Annotated in this window: 13 protein-coding genes; 7 read left to right on the top strand and 6 right to left on the bottom strand. The window is 44.3% G+C overall.

Going from position 1 to position 14,115, the window contains the following annotated elements:
* Positions 1–17 precede the first annotated feature (17 nt).
* From pdxT to ODOSP_RS10475, 3 genes are read right to left on the bottom strand one after another with little or no spacing between them, the layout of a single operon-like run.
* Complete coding sequence (gene pdxT / locus ODOSP_RS10465; RefSeq protein ID WP_013612280.1) at positions 18–590, bottom strand: pyridoxal 5'-phosphate synthase glutaminase subunit PdxT; 573 nt, start codon at positions 588–590, stop codon at positions 18–20.
* A 36-nt stretch (positions 591–626) separates the two neighbouring features.
* Positions 627–1,496, bottom strand: coding sequence for a pyridoxal 5'-phosphate synthase lyase subunit PdxS (gene pdxS, locus ODOSP_RS10470; RefSeq protein WP_013612281.1), 870 nt, complete (start codon positions 1,494–1,496; stop codon positions 627–629).
* Positions 1,497–1,547: 51 nt separating this feature from the next.
* Positions 1,548–2,522: an aldose epimerase family protein gene (locus ODOSP_RS10475; protein WP_013612282.1), complete on the bottom strand. Its 975-nt coding sequence runs from the start codon at positions 2,520–2,522 to the stop codon at positions 1,548–1,550.
* A 286-nt stretch (positions 2,523–2,808) separates the two neighbouring features.
* Between ODOSP_RS10475 and ODOSP_RS10480 the strand changes: the two genes are divergently transcribed.
* From ODOSP_RS10480 to ODOSP_RS10490, 3 genes are all read left to right on the top strand, one after another.
* Positions 2,809–3,759: an IS30 family transposase gene (locus ODOSP_RS10480; RefSeq protein ID WP_013612283.1), complete on the top strand. Its 951-nt coding sequence runs from the start codon at positions 2,809–2,811 to the stop codon at positions 3,757–3,759.
* Between the two features lie 132 nt (positions 3,760–3,891).
* A complete protein-coding gene (locus ODOSP_RS10485; protein ID WP_013612284.1) occupies positions 3,892–5,046 on the top strand; it encodes a galactokinase in 1,155 nt (384 codons plus the stop codon).
* Between the two features lie 20 nt (positions 5,047–5,066).
* Positions 5,067–6,698: a sodium/sugar symporter gene (locus ODOSP_RS10490; RefSeq protein WP_013612285.1), complete on the top strand. Its 1,632-nt coding sequence runs from the start codon at positions 5,067–5,069 to the stop codon at positions 6,696–6,698.
* A 50-nt stretch (positions 6,699–6,748) separates the two neighbouring features.
* Here ODOSP_RS10490 and ODOSP_RS10495 read toward each other — a convergent pair whose 3' ends face one another.
* A complete protein-coding gene (locus ODOSP_RS10495) occupies positions 6,749–7,618 on the bottom strand; it encodes a sigma-70 family RNA polymerase sigma factor (protein ID WP_013612286.1) in 870 nt (289 codons plus the stop codon).
* A gap of 208 nt (positions 7,619–7,826) precedes the next feature.
* Here ODOSP_RS10495 and rpmH point away from each other — a divergent pair, with 208 nt between their 5' ends.
* Both rpmH and ODOSP_RS10500 read left to right on the top strand, forming a co-directional pair.
* The gene (rpmH, locus tag ODOSP_RS19245) at positions 7,827–7,985 is read left to right on the top strand and encodes a 50S ribosomal protein L34 (protein ID WP_013612287.1); all 159 of its coding nucleotides are present in this window, start codon (positions 7,827–7,829) and stop codon (positions 7,983–7,985) included.
* A gap of 85 nt (positions 7,986–8,070) precedes the next feature.
* Positions 8,071–8,814 carry a hypothetical protein gene (locus ODOSP_RS10500; protein WP_013612288.1) on the top strand — a complete coding sequence of 248 codons (744 nt, stop codon included), beginning with the start codon at positions 8,071–8,073 and terminating at the stop codon, positions 8,812–8,814.
* Positions 8,815–8,820: 6 nt separating this feature from the next.
* On the opposite strand, the gene ODOSP_RS10505 is transcribed toward ODOSP_RS10500, so the two are convergent.
* Both ODOSP_RS10505 and purE read right to left on the bottom strand, forming a co-directional pair.
* A complete protein-coding gene (locus ODOSP_RS10505; RefSeq protein ID WP_013612289.1) occupies positions 8,821–10,881 on the bottom strand; it encodes a helix-hairpin-helix domain-containing protein in 2,061 nt (686 codons plus the stop codon).
* A gap of 348 nt (positions 10,882–11,229) precedes the next feature.
* Complete coding sequence (purE, locus tag ODOSP_RS10510) at positions 11,230–11,736, bottom strand: 5-(carboxyamino)imidazole ribonucleotide mutase (protein ID WP_013612290.1); 507 nt, start codon at positions 11,734–11,736, stop codon at positions 11,230–11,232.
* A 139-nt stretch (positions 11,737–11,875) separates the two neighbouring features.
* Here purE and ODOSP_RS10515 point away from each other — a divergent pair, with 139 nt between their 5' ends.
* Both ODOSP_RS10515 and obgE read left to right on the top strand, forming a co-directional pair.
* Entirely contained in the window at positions 11,876–12,415 is a 540-nt protein-coding gene (locus ODOSP_RS10515) for a phosphoribosyltransferase (RefSeq protein ID WP_013612291.1), read from the top strand.
* 35 nt (positions 12,416–12,450) lie between these two features.
* Positions 12,451–13,440, top strand: a complete 990-nt coding sequence (obgE, locus tag ODOSP_RS10520) for a GTPase ObgE (protein ID WP_013612292.1) — start codon at positions 12,451–12,453, stop codon at positions 13,438–13,440.
* The last annotated feature ends 675 nt before the right edge of the window (positions 13,441–14,115 follow it).

Raw genomic sequence — 14,115 nt, forward strand, 5'->3', positions numbered from 1 at the left:
AAAGGGAACAGGCTTTTTTACTTACCGCTACACATACCGATAAAGTACTGATGAAATGCGGCATTTCCGGTCAACTCCGGATGAAAAGAAGTCGCCAGCATATTCTTTTCGCGGGCAGCGACGACATGTCTTTCCACTTCACACAATACTTTTACTCGTTCTCCTGTACGGACAATATAAGGAGCCCGGATAAATACCAGCGGAATCTGTTCATCGCTTACCTCCGGAATCACCACCTGAGTATCGAAACTATCGATTTGCGTACCGTAAGCATTCCGTCTGACCGTGATATCCATCATTCCCAAATGCACAACCGGATCCTGATCCAACTCCTTTGCCAACAGGATCATGCCTGCACACGTACCCCAAACCGGCATCCCCTGCTGAATTTTTTCACGGAACGGTTCCATCATTCCGGTCCTGTTTAGTAATTTTCCCATGGTAGTACTCTCCCCTCCGGGTAAAATAATACCATCGATCTCGGCCAATTGTTCCGTATAGCGGACAACGACAGCTTCCTGCCCCAATTGTTCGATGTGTCGCTGGTGTTCGATGACAGCACCCTGAAAACCCAAAATTCCTATTTTCATGTAAAAAGTTACTGAGTTTAAATGGATATATCGGATTTACCAACCTCTCTCAGCATATTTATTCTCCAATGTTTTAATCTCGAGTCCTGACATAGCCTCTCCGAGGTTTTCCGACAGTTCTGCCAATTTCACCGGATCGTTATAATAGGTAACAGCCTGAACAATAGCTCTTGCCCGTTTTGCCGGATCACCGGATTTGAAGATTCCGGAACCTACGAATACCCCTTCGGAGCCCAACTGCATCATCAAGGCAGCGTCGGCAGGAGTGGCGATACCACCGGCAGCAAAATTCACGACAGGTAATTTCCCATTTTCGTGTACATATTTCACTAATTCATAAGGAGCTCCGAATTCTTTTGCCAGACTCATCAATTCTTCCATTCCGGCATTTTTCACCCGCCGCATATCATCGTTGATCTGGCGCATATGAGTCACCGCTTCAACGACATTTCCGGTTCCAGCTTCTCCCTTGGTACGAATCATAGCAGCCCCTTCACCGATACGCCGTAAAGCTTCACCCAAATTACGTGCTCCACATACGAACGGCACTTTGAAGGCTGTTTTATCTACATGATAAAGTTCGTCGGCAGGCGTCAATACTTCACTTTCATCGATAAAGTCGATACCGATGGCTTCCAATATCTGAGCTTCCACAAAATGACCGATTCTCACTTTGGCCATCACCGGAATAGAAACAGCTTTCTGAATGGCTTTGATCATCTGCGGATCGGACATCCGGGCAACTCCACCGTCACGACGGATATCTGCCGGTACTCTCTCTAATGCCATTACGGCACAAGCTCCTGCTGCCTCAGCAATTTTTGCCTGCTCTGCATTAGTCACATCCATGATCACTCCACCTTTCAACATCTGTGCAAGGTTTTTGTTTAATTCATATTTTCCCATAATTGTAGGTTATAAACAGTTTTAATAAAATATTATTTGAATCACTCAAATTCATTCAAAACCATAAATGGTCGTTTTCCGATAAATTTCTCCCGGCACTAAAAGTGTAGACGGAAACTCAGGATGATTGGGAGAATCGGGCCAGAACTGAGCTTCCAGAGCTACTCCGGCATAAGGTCCGTATTGTTTACCATCCTTAGCCTGCTTTACATTCAGAAATTTTCCCGTGTACACTTGCACTCCCGGATAATCGGAACATACATAAAGTTTTATACCTGTCTGATCATCAAAAAGTTCTGCCATTCGAATCAGTTTCCCGGAATTGTTGAATACAAAACAGTCGTCCAGTCCTCCCTGGTTTCCGATCACACCTTGTAAAGATGCCGGCGAAGTGAAATCATAATCTCCGGTAGCCGTAACAAAAGTCCCGTCCGGAATCAAATCGTCGGTCTTTAAATAGCGGTCGGTATATAATTTCAGGGTATGTCGTTTAATATCGGCAGCCTCCGGATTCAGGTTAAAATAAGGATGGTGAGTCAGATTGACAAAACATTTTTTATCGGTAACAGCTTCATAATCGATTCGTAAAGCTTTCTCCTGCAGCGAAAACCCGACTTTCACCTGTAGTGTTCCCGGATAGGCTTCTTCGCCGTCGGGACTGCAATAAGTCAACGTCAGCGAATCTGTACCGGCTTGTCCGACGTTCCAGATCTTTTTATCGAAACCACACAATCCTCCATGCAGATGGTTTTCACCATTATTTATCGCCAACTGATATTTTACACCGTCGATCTCAAATCTTCCCCGGGCAATCCGATTCCCATAACGTCCGATTATCGCTCCCAGATAAGCTCCGCTAGCAATATATTCCGGCGATTCGTAATCTTCGGCCTTTTCCATACCCAGCAACACATCTACAACCTTTCCCTGCAAATCTTTCGTCAGCATGCGGGTTAAAGTTGCCCCTAAAGTAGAAATATGTACTTCGAGGTGCGTATTTTTCAATATATAGATCTGTGGTTTCATACGTAAATACTTCTATTTATTCCAATTACTCTACCAATCCCTTACACTTTAAAACAAAAAATAACTAATTTCTTACTAACTGTTCGCAAAGATATTAATTTCCTTTAATAAAAAAGAGAAAAATCACCATCAATAATGAAAAGATATAGCGTGTATATCTTACCATTCTTTGAAGATTCACAATAGAAGTGCAATTCTCCGTCGGCATGCCGACGGAGAATAGAGTCAACAGGCAATACAAAAAAAGGGGACCGAAGTCCCCAGGAACAATTACTTTTGTATTGCAATGTATAAACAACTGTCCCGCGAGCAAAGATACGCAATCTATCTGGGAATTCAAGAAGGCAAAAGCCAGAAAGCCATTGCTCGGCAAAACAACATCCATCCCTCCACCGTCAGTCGCGAGGTGAGGCGCAACAGCACGAAGCGCGGCGAGTATCAATGGCAACACGCGCAGAAGTTATCTGATGAGCGTCGTGAACGTCTTCCCGGCAACCATGCCGTCCGTCCCGATGTGATGCAGGAAGCCTTACGGCTTCTGGTAAGCGAGGATTGGTCACCCAAACAGATATCCGGGTGGCTGTCGCACAAAGGCATGACCGTCTCCCATGAAACGATTTACCGCCGCATCCGGGCGGATGTGAGCGGAGAACTGGTATCCCACTGCCGTCACAGGATGAAATACAGGCATCATGTAAAGCGCCCCCGCACAACCAAGGTGCGCAACATACCGCAACGCATCAGCATCCATGAGCGTCCGGAAGAAGCTGACGGAAAAAGGTTCGGGGACTGGGAGATGGACTTGATTGTTGGCAAGGGGCAAAAGGGCGCCATACTTACTTTATGCGAGCGGAGCGTAAACTACATGATGATGGGGAGGCTGCCGCAAGGAAAGAAGCCGGAGGCGGTTGCAGAGGCAGTGATAAGGATGCTGATGCCGTTTAAAGAACACGTCCTCACGATAACCACTGACAACGGTGGGGAATTCCGCTGCCATAGAAAGATTGCAGAAAGGCTCGCGACCACTGTCTACTTTGCCGATTCATACGCTTCCTGGCAGAAAGGTGCCATTGAGAAGACAAACAAACTTATCAGACAATATATCCCAAAAGGAACTGATTTCAGACTGCTTACGGATGAATTCATCAGGAATGTACAATATAAGATTAATAGAAGACCAAGGGAAAAATTGAATTTTTATACACCAAAGGAGTGTTTTTTCAAACTTTTTGCATAAAATTGCACTGGCTTGTTGACTCTACAGCCCTGATTCTTAACAGTTCAAGTTGTGCTACTAAAAAAAATGTTATATTTTTGTCCGAATATTTGCGTGCAGAGCATATAGAGCAGAACACAACTAACAATAAATATGAACACACTAGAATTAGAACATAGATTTGAAGAAATCTATGGGAAACGAGCGGAGCATACCTACTTTGCTCCGGGCCGGGTGAACCTTATCGGGGAACACACGGATTACAACGGAGGGCTGGTCTTTCCCTGTGCGTTGAGCTTCGGGACCTATCTTTTGATAGCGAAGCGTGAAGACCGTCAAAATCGTTTTTCGAGTGTAAATATGGATCGTTCTTACACCGCTAATGCAAACGCTTTCGAAGACAAACCTACCGCCTGGATCAAGTATCCGATCGGCGTGATGAAAGAATTTGCAGAACGGGGCTCCGACGTATGGGGGTACGATCTTTTGTACTATGGAAACATTCCGAATGGAGCAGGTCTTTCTTCCTCAGCTTCTATCGAGGTAGTCACAGCAGTGATGCTGAACGATGTCACGAAGGTACACCTCGATATGACCGAGCTGGTCAAAATTTCGCAAAAAGCTGAAAACGATTACGTCGGGGTCAACTGTGGAATTATGGATCAGTTTGCTGTCGGCATGGGCAAAGCCAATCACGCGATCGCTCTGGATTGTGCCAGCCTGAAATACGAGTATGTCCCTTTACATATGGAAGGATATAAGCTCGTCATCGCCAATACCAATAAAAAAAGAGGATTAGCAGATTCTAAGTACAACGAACGGAGAAGCGAATGTGAACAGGCGGTCGCTTCTATTTCAAGCCGGCATCCGATCACTTTCCTCTGTGAATTGACGCCCACCGAATTCGGGCAGTATTGTACTTCGATTTCCGACCCGATCGTTTACCGCAGAGCAAAACATGCTGTGCACGAGCATGCCAGAGTCAAACAAGCCATCGATGCCTTAAAAGCAGGTAAACTGACAACATTCGGGCAATTGATGAATGCCTCCCACCGATCGCTGAAAGACGACTACGAAGTGACAGGGATCGAATTAGATACCCTGGCTGAAGAAGGTCAGCAGCTGGAAGGAGTTTTAGGATCACGGATGACCGGTGCCGGCTTCGGTGGCTGTACCGTAACGCTGATTCAAGAAGAACAGGTCGATCGTTATATCCGGGAAGTAGGGAAAATCTACAAGGACAAAACCCATCTGGAAGCCACATTTTATATCGCCGACATCGGTGAAGGAGCACGTAAATTAAATTAATAATCACATAAAATTTTATTATGAATCCAAGTTTTCATATAATTGATTTCGTAATCGTCGGAATATACGCGATTCTACTAGTGGGTGTAGGTCTGTGGGTATCACGGACTAAAAAAGGACACACCAAAACTGCCGAGGACTACTTCCTGGCCAGTAAAGCATTGCCTTGGTGGGCTATCGGTTCTTCTCTGATTGCCGCCAACATCTCAGCAGAGCAATTTATCGGTATGTCCGGTTCAGGTTTTGCCGGAGGTCTGGCTATTGCTTCCTATGAATTTATGGCAGCTCTGACCTTGATTATCGTTGGAAAATTCTTCCTGCCGATTTTTATCAAACAAGGGATTTACACGATTCCGGAATTTGTGGAAAAACGGTTTTCGACCAATCTGAAAACCATTCTGGCTGTATTCTGGATCGCTCTCTTTGTTTTTGTCAACCTGACTTCTGTATTATTCCTGGGTGGTAAAGCCATCGACACGATTGTAGGTGTTGGAGATGGCAGTATGATCGTTCCGGCTATTATCGCGCTGGCTATTTTTGCAGCAGCTTACTCATTATATGGCGGATTATCGGCTGTAGCCTGGACAGATGTCATTCAGGTTGCCCTGCTAGTCATCGGTGGTATTATTACAACCTTAATCGCCTTGCATTACGTCACTCCCGACGGAGGAATCCTGAATGGAATCTCTCACATCGCCGATGCTGCCAGTGATAAATTCGATATGGTACTCTCCCGCGATAACAAGGAGTTCAACAATCTTCCGGGTATCTATGTATTGATCGGTGGACTGTGGGTAGCCAACCTATACTACTGGGGCTTCAACCAGTACATCATCCAACGTACCCTGGCAGCCAAATCACTGACAGAAGCACAACGGGGTATCGCCTTTGCAGCCTTCCTGAAAATGTTGATTCCTTTCATCGTAGTTATTCCGGGAATCGTTGCCTGGGTAATGTATTCCGAAGACCTGTACGGCGCCAGAAGTGCTTTCGAAATTGCAGGTTCTACCGCATTGAACAATGACAATGCTTATCCCTGGCTGATCAGTACCTTCATTCCCGTCGGTGTGAAAGGACTGGTACTAGCCGCCTTAGCTGCAGCGATCGTTTCTTCGCTGGCTTCTATGCTGAATTCAACTTCCACCATTTTTACGATGGATATCTATAAACCATATATCAATCGCGAAGCTTCGCAAACAAAACTGGTCAACGTAGGCCGTTTAACAGCCGGTATCGCCTTGATCATAGCCGTATGTCTGGCCCCGCTATTGGGAGGTATCGATCAGATGTTCCAATACATTCAGGAGTATACCGGTTTGGTAAGCCCGGGTATTTTGGCTGTATTCTTAATGGGATTGTTCTGGAAGAAAGCAACGAACAAAGGAGCGATCTGGGGTGTACTTTGTTCCATTCCAATCGCTCTGATCTTTAAACTCTTACCACTCGAGATGCCGTTCATGGACCAAATGTTCTACGCAACCTTGTTGACGATTGTAGTGATCTTTATGGTCAGCCTGAGCAGTAATCCCGCAGATGATGATCCGAAAGCGATCAAACTGACTGCCGATATGTTTAAAACAGACAAAGTATTCAATATTTGTGCTTATATCATCTGTATCTTATTGGTAGTGATCTACACCGCATTCTTCTAAAAAAAACCAGGGATGAAAGCTTATCTTTCATCCCTGATTCTATCCTTATTTTACAAATAGGTCTTCAGCCGTTTGTTGTTCTTCACCTCTTTCAATTTCCGGATCGCTTTAGTCTTCACCTGTCTGACTCTTTCACTCGTCAAACCTAATTTCGTTCCGATTTCTTCGAGTGACATCGAGGAATATCCGTTCAGGCCATAATACATACTTAAAATAGTAGCTTCACGTACCGACAAAGCAGCGAACGAACGTTCGATATCGGTTTTCAGTGAGTCCTGATTCAGTGAACTTTCAGGAGCCTGGATAGAAGGATCGGGAGCGATATATACATCGTAGAGGGAAATAGATTCTTCATCGGTCGTCAAAGGAGCATCCATAGATACCGGCTTCGTGGCGATCTTCATGTTTTCCTTTACCTCTTCAGGCGTCATATCCATTTTCTCTGCAATCTCTTCTTCTGTCGGTTCGCGTTGGAACTCTTGTTCCAACAAAGTATAACACCGATTCACCTTATTGATCGTACTGATCTTATTCAATGGCAACCGGATAAGCCGGGCATTTTCAGCTATTGCCTGAAGGATAGACTGACGAATCCACCATACAGCGTAAGAAATAAATTTGAATCCTTTGGTTTCGTCGAAGCATTCGGCCGCTTTGATCAATCCGACATTTCCTTCATTGATCAGATCACCTAAAGTCAGCCCATGATTTTGATACTGTTTCGCGACAGAAACGACAAACCGCAGATTACTCAATACCAGTTTTTCCCTTGCCGCCCGGTCTCCACTTCTGATTTTTTTTGCCAAATCGGCTTCTTCTTCGGGAGATAAAACATGGATTTTACCTATCTCCTGAAGATATTTCTCGATGGAGTACGACTCGCGCCCCGTAATTTGCTTGGTAATCTTAAGCTGTCTCATATCAGGATAATCGCTCTTAAAGTTAATAATTTGATTTATAAAAACAAATTTTCAGACTTCTTTTTCATCTTTCAGTAATAATACGAGACCAGCCAAGGCTTAGTTACAAGTAATCAGGTAAAAAAAAGTAACTTTTTTTTGGAGACACCAAAAAAATCCCTACTTTTGCAGTCCGAAGTGAGAAAATAATGCTAAAATATATTTTACAATGAAACGGACATTTCAACCCTCAAACACCAAAAGAAGAAACAAACACGGTTTCAGAGAAAGAATGGCAACTGCCGGAGGTAGAGCAGTATTAGCCAGAAGAAGAGCAAAAGGAAGAAAGAAGCTGACCGTATCTGATGAACGCAGACACAAGGCCTAATTCTTTACAGATATAAAAAAAGCTGCTCCGAGGGCAGCTTTTTTTATATGGAATAGCTTAAATTTGTCTGAGAAATACATCGAACATGAGTAAACAGGGAAAGAAAATAGAAGATATCGATCAATTACTGGCCATGGCCGGCTCCAACCTCAGCATCCTGGAGGAAGAAGTGGATATCAAGGTGCAGAAAGAATACTTCGAAATGGTAAACTTACTCAGTAAACGAACTGAAAACTACCAAAAAACAAGCAAACAATACCTGGAAAACATCAATGACCTCTATGACGATACGATCGACCCGGAAATCAAAAAGAAAATGCTGGTCGTATTGGCAACTCTGGACGATGTTTCGGTATACCGTGCTATCGAAAATTTTTCGAAACAAGACACTCCCTTAAAAAAATGGGCGATTATAGCGCTCCAACAATCCAGAATGTTATTACAATCGACTCTGCTGGACGATCCCGGTGTGTTTATCTCTACAGGGCTGGGAGGCCAAGGGCTATTATTGCGGTATTTCTGTGTGTTTTTTTACCGCGTTCCCGGCGACTTACCCTCTTTTCAGCAAAATACGCTGAAAAATGAAGCAGAAACAGCCATTAACAATGCTCAAGGCTGTATCGAATCTACGGAATTTAAAGGGAATTATGCCGTGATGCTGTTGCTCCTTCCTCTGAAAACAGAGCTTCAACCCCTTTTCGCAGGAATTATCGACGAATGTAATCAATACGGTAATTTCTTACATGAGAATATGATCATCACAAACGTGAAAAAATTGACGGATGAAGAAATCATGCACTTGTTGCATGCCAAAAACAAACCGGAATAAATGATCTCAAAAGGTAAAACGTAACTGCAAAGCAAGATCATACAATTTATTTCCTTCTACTTTCGTGACTCCCGAACCGATTACTTCCCGATCGGGATACACCGTAAATCCACCCTTCAGGTAACAAGTCAGGCCGTTTAACGGTTTCCAACTCAAGTTCAGGTAAGTACGCCACCCCTCTCCCATAAAAGAAGGAAAGGAGTATCCATACAGCACATTATTCTCGTATGCATAAATCCTGGACTGATAGGAATCGGTCTTAAACCAAGCCAAACGATATTGCATTTTAAAACGACTATTCCGGGTTGCATAAATCAAATCCTGATAGACCAGGAAACCTTTTTCCTTGATCTGTTCTTTATGGTAATGAGAAAGACTGAAACGTGTTCTTAACTCCAACTGACGAGTTACCCGATAACCGATCTGATAACGGTATTCACTTTTTTCCCGCTGAACAGAGATTTTTTCTTTCGTATCTTCGGGATGGATCTCCCGTTTTAACCGAAAACGATGTTCCCAGTTCCCATGCCGGTAACCGATCTGTCCCAACAGTTCCCACCCCGATCCGGGAATAGTAGCTCCATAACGGGGACTGAAAAAACGAAACCAATCATAGTACAGATTAATCTTCAAGTTTTTCAGAGGAGATATATCGGTACCGAAATACACCCCCTCCTCATTGGATGTATTGGAATATTCGCCAAATCCGGCAGCATAATGGGAGATATATTTTTTATCGTAACGACGATAAAGCAAACAGGCAGATAAGAATGAATTTCCCCACCTCAGCCCGTTGATCGTAGCCCAGGAACCGATTCCGCTAAAAGCCGTTTCTCCGAACCAATATATTCCGCGAAACGAAGTTTTATAATCCACACTCATCAAAAAACGTTTGTGCCCTGTATCGTTATATTGCTGATAAATACGATCCCCGATCATCAAGGCCGGTTTAAAATCATAATACAAAGCGTTCAGACCGAGCTTAAAGGCCGGTGCATTCCAATGTACGGCTCCTCCCGTAGTCAGTTCTTCCAGGGTATGTTTTTTCCGGCACTCGTTATTATTACGGTGATAACCGGATTCATACAAAGAAACCGACAGCAGATCCTCTTCTGCCAGTGTATCCGCCTGCACGATATTACCATCGGTTTTCTTCCTGGAAAAAAACACATCCGCCGTTACCTGCCGACAGGGTTTCAAAGTCAGGGCAACGCCTTTCAGGTAATTATTTTCATCGGCAGAAGTGTAGGGCGAAAAACCTTTGCCCGATTTCTCGTTTCCGACGACAACCTCCGATTTCCCGGAAGTAAAACCACCCCAGGCCACTAAGCCTTGCCCCCATTGTAAGCGGTAATTACCCAAAAGAATCCGTTGGAAAAAACGATCTGTATGAATACTTATGTGGGCTGATAAAAAATCAAAACCGGTTTTCTGATACCGGGTAAAATATCCTTCACCCGGATCATTTTCAAGAGTCAAACCAGCTTGCAGATGTTGCCCGATCGTCGCTTTATACTTGAGTAACAGCCCGACCGGAGGGCCATGGAAGCGATTATCTGCTTTGCGTTCATACTCTTTCCGGGTATCGAAATCAACCGGAGAATAGGTTGTATACCCTTCCTGCAAGGGGAGACTCACTTTGGCACGGGTCAGTAATTCCTGTCGGCTACGTAACCTTATCGCTTTCACCCGGTCCTGCACTTCCGGATGCCCTAAAGTAATGAAAGACCGGATATTCTCCAGATCTTTCTTCCCAATTCCCGGCACCAACAATAACTCGTTGATATGAAGAAAATTCCCGTATTTCTTTCGAAATTCCAACAACTGGTCGATCTGACTGTCGGACAATAAAAACAACATCTTGAGGGAATCGAACCCGGCCGTATTTACGTTCACAGGAGTCATCAACAGATTAGAAAGGATATCGACCATCTCCTCGTATCCATCTTCTGTATTCAGAATATCATTTCCTTCCAACAAACGTTCAATATCAGGTAAATCCTGTGCCCAAACATCCAAAGAGACCAGTGAAAACAATAGAAATAACCCAAATTGCCAGCATCTCATCGTACTGAAAATTATACAACTTCTGCCAGGCCGGACCTCGCAACAAGCAGTAAGCTGTAGTTCTGCATCAGATATAAAATCCTAACATCCCGTTACCACAAGGGGGAACTCTCCATTAAAAATACCGACGGTATGAAATTAAGCGACGAAACAGAACGAACAAAAAATAAATTACCTTATACCGCCGGCATCACGCTATGACCACACAACAATAACACCTCATCTTATTATATTCTCAAATTTATGAATTATTTACTTAAAAACAAACTTAATTTAAAAATATTTACAAAAGAAAATCCCGTAAAGAATAGATAACTCTTTACGGGATGATATATCAGTCGGTTCAGATCAATTTGTTTTGAAATTATATTTCACCGCAGCCAATTCTTTATTGGCATCGACGATCTTCTTTTTCAAAGATTCTTTAAAATGAATCATCTTTTCTTTCAACTCCCGATCTCCGACAGCCAATATTTGTACGGCGAGAATTCCAGCATTCATCGCTCCGTTGATAGCCACTGTAGCGACAGGAATTCCCGGAGGCATCTGAGTAATAGCCAACAAAGCATCCATTCCGTTCAAAGAGGCGTTGATCGGCACCCCGATCACCGGCACCGGTGTCATGGCCGCAATGACTCCGGGCAGATGGGCAGCCATACCGGCTCCGGCGATAATGACTTCTATTCCTCTCTCTGCAGCCTGTTTGGCAAAAGCCTCCACCTCTGCAGGAGTACGATGAGCCGACAAGGCATTCATTTCAAATGGAATACCCATGTCATCCAATACTTTCGCCGCCTTCTCCATAATGGCCAGATCGGAAGTACTCCCCATAATAATACTTACTCTTGGATTCATTCGATATTTGTTTTATAAGGTAAAATTCATCAGACTAATCGATACAAAAATAAATATAATCTGATTTGTCCCTCCATATATGCCTTAAAAATATTACTTTTGTCCAAATAAATACTCAAAGGGATAGCAATTTAGCAAAATGGGAAATATCATATTACATGACAAAGAGTTTCGTCCTTTTATCGAAGCTACTAAAATCGATCAAGTCATTACCCGAATGGCCGAACAGATGAACCGGGAGCTAGCCGATACCCAACCTCTATTTTTAAGTATTTTGAACGGTTCTTTTATGTTCACATCAGACCTGATTAAACAAATCGTCATTCCGGGTACACAAATCAGCTTTGTCAAAGTCGCTTCCTATAGCGGAACCTGTTCTACCGGAGCAATCCAAGAGTTGATCGGGCTAAAAGAGGACATACAGAACCGTACGGTCGTCATTCTGGAAGATATCATCGACTCCGGAAGATCGATGAAGCATTTGCTGGAATATTTACATGCTAAGAATCCGAAACAAGTGATCGTCGCCACTTTATTCCATAAACCCAAAGCCGCAGTCTGTCAGGTACCCATCGCCTACAAAGGCATTGAACTGGAAAACGATTTTGTCGTGGGCAGAGGCTTGGATTACGATGGTTTGGGAAGAAATTATCCGGATCTCTATATCCTGAATGCCTAAGATTTTTTACTTTTTACCTTTTACTTTTTCATATTATGGCTTCTACGAATTTTGTCGATTATGTAAAAACCTTCTGCCGGAGTGGTGCCGGAGGACGGGGATCCGCCCATTTACACCGGGATAAACGAACGATGAAAGGCGGACCGGATGGAGGTGACGGAGGACGGGGAGGCAATGTCATCGTCCGTGGAAACCGAAATTACTGGACACTGATCCATTTGAAATACCAGCGCCATGTATTTGCAGGTGACGGCGGAAACGGAAGTGAAGACCGGAGTACAGGTGCCGATGGTGAAGATGTTACAATCGAAGTTCCTTTAGGAACGGTTGCCCGGGATGCAGAAACCGGCGAAACGATTTGTGAAATCACACAAGACGGGGAAAGTTTTATCCTGGTCAAGGGAGGACGCGGAGGTCTGGGCAATTGGAATTTCCGTTCGGCAACGAATCAAACGCCCCGTTTTGCACAGCCCGGAGAGCCCCGCGTCGAACGGACGGTCATTCTCGAATTAAAGGTATTAGCGGATGTGGGCCTCGTAGGATTCCCCAATGCCGGCAAATCGACCTTATTGTCGGTAGTATCTGCTGCTAAACCCGAAATCGCCAATTACCCTTTCACGACACTCGTTCCTAACCTGGGAATCGTCAATTACCGTGATGGACGTTCGTTCGTTATGGCAGATATTCCCGGTATTATCGAAGGAGCACACCAAGGAAAAGGACTGGGTATCCGATTTTTGCGCCACATCGAACGCAACTCGGTATTGCTATTTCTGGTACCTGCCGACAGTCAGAATATTCATCAGGAATATAACATCCTGTTAAACGAATTGAAACAATACAATCCGGAGCTTCTGGATAAAAAACGCGTATTGGCCATTTCAAAATCAGACTGTGCCGATAAAGAACTGATGGCAGAGATGGAGTGCGATCTCCCCGATATCCCTTATGTCTTTATCTCCTCTGTGACAGGAACCGGCCTTACCGAATTGAAAGATATACTCTGGAAAGTCCTCAATGAATAAATTTTGGCAGTTATATACCTTACACCGATAAATGTAGAATTATTTTGTTACTTGTTCGTCTTCGGTGTTCGTGTTGGGGGACCCGGTCGCTTCTGTCGGTCGTCTACCTTTTTCTTTCACTGACCGGCGGAACTCGCTTCGCTCAGACACCACCGGTCGGGCGTTCAGAAAAAGCAAGACGACACCCGACAGAGCTCCAATGGTCCCCCAACACGAACACCTCCGACTTACGTTATCACTGCATAGGAAACGAACTGTGACCTGAAAAGTATAAACTTCTATCAAACAGCTGTTTTTCTGCCCCCCCTACATGAGGGATTAATTCAGCCATCGCTATTTTATAGAAATAATCCGATCAGGTAACCCAGGTATCCATACTCCGGTCAGGGTGGCCTGCTCTTTCATTCAATAAAACTTTCCTTCTTTGCCCTGTAGTGCTGACGGAAGATGCAGGGTTTTGTGGCGGAAGACCATTGGAGCAGGAACGAGGGTCCGGTTAGGTTTTCCGAACGCCCGACCGGTGGTGTCTGACGAGCCTGCGAGGAGTTCCGCCGGTCAGTGAAGGAAAGCCTTAGCGGACCGGTCCAGGCGAACCGGTCTGATGGCACAAAACCCTGCATCGGAATAGAAAGAAAAAATGAACCTACCATAGATTTGGAGAACGGGGAAATTAAA

It is taken from the genome of Odoribacter splanchnicus DSM 20712, from assembly GCF_000190535.1.
GTDB classification, from domain to species: domain Bacteria; phylum Bacteroidota; class Bacteroidia; order Bacteroidales; family Marinifilaceae; genus Odoribacter; species Odoribacter splanchnicus.

Coding starts and splice junctions, on each gene's coding strand:
- pdxT (WP_013612280.1), bottom strand. CDS start 590: ATGAAAATAGGAATTTTGGGTTTTCAGGGTGCTGTCATCGAACACCAG.
- pdxS (WP_013612281.1), bottom strand. CDS start 1,496: ATGGGAAAATATGAATTAAACAAAAACCTTGCACAGATGTTGAAAGGT.
- ODOSP_RS10475 (WP_013612282.1), bottom strand. CDS start 2,522: ATGAAACCACAGATCTATATATTGAAAAATACGCACCTCGAAGTACAT.
- ODOSP_RS10480 (WP_013612283.1), top strand. CDS start 2,809: ATGTATAAACAACTGTCCCGCGAGCAAAGATACGCAATCTATCTGGGA.
- ODOSP_RS10485 (WP_013612284.1), top strand. CDS start 3,892: ATGAACACACTAGAATTAGAACATAGATTTGAAGAAATCTATGGGAAA.
- ODOSP_RS10490 (WP_013612285.1), top strand. CDS start 5,067: ATGAATCCAAGTTTTCATATAATTGATTTCGTAATCGTCGGAATATAC.
- ODOSP_RS10495 (WP_013612286.1), bottom strand. CDS start 7,618: ATGAGACAGCTTAAGATTACCAAGCAAATTACGGGGCGCGAGTCGTAC.
- rpmH (WP_013612287.1), top strand. CDS start 7,827: ATGAAACGGACATTTCAACCCTCAAACACCAAAAGAAGAAACAAACAC.
- ODOSP_RS10500 (WP_013612288.1), top strand. CDS start 8,071: ATGAGTAAACAGGGAAAGAAAATAGAAGATATCGATCAATTACTGGCC.
- ODOSP_RS10505 (WP_013612289.1), bottom strand. CDS start 10,881: ATGAGATGCTGGCAATTTGGGTTATTTCTATTGTTTTCACTGGTCTCT.
- purE (WP_013612290.1), bottom strand. CDS start 11,736: ATGAATCCAAGAGTAAGTATTATTATGGGGAGTACTTCCGATCTGGCC.
- ODOSP_RS10515 (WP_013612291.1), top strand. CDS start 11,876: ATGGGAAATATCATATTACATGACAAAGAGTTTCGTCCTTTTATCGAA.
- obgE (WP_013612292.1), top strand. CDS start 12,451: ATGGCTTCTACGAATTTTGTCGATTATGTAAAAACCTTCTGCCGGAGT.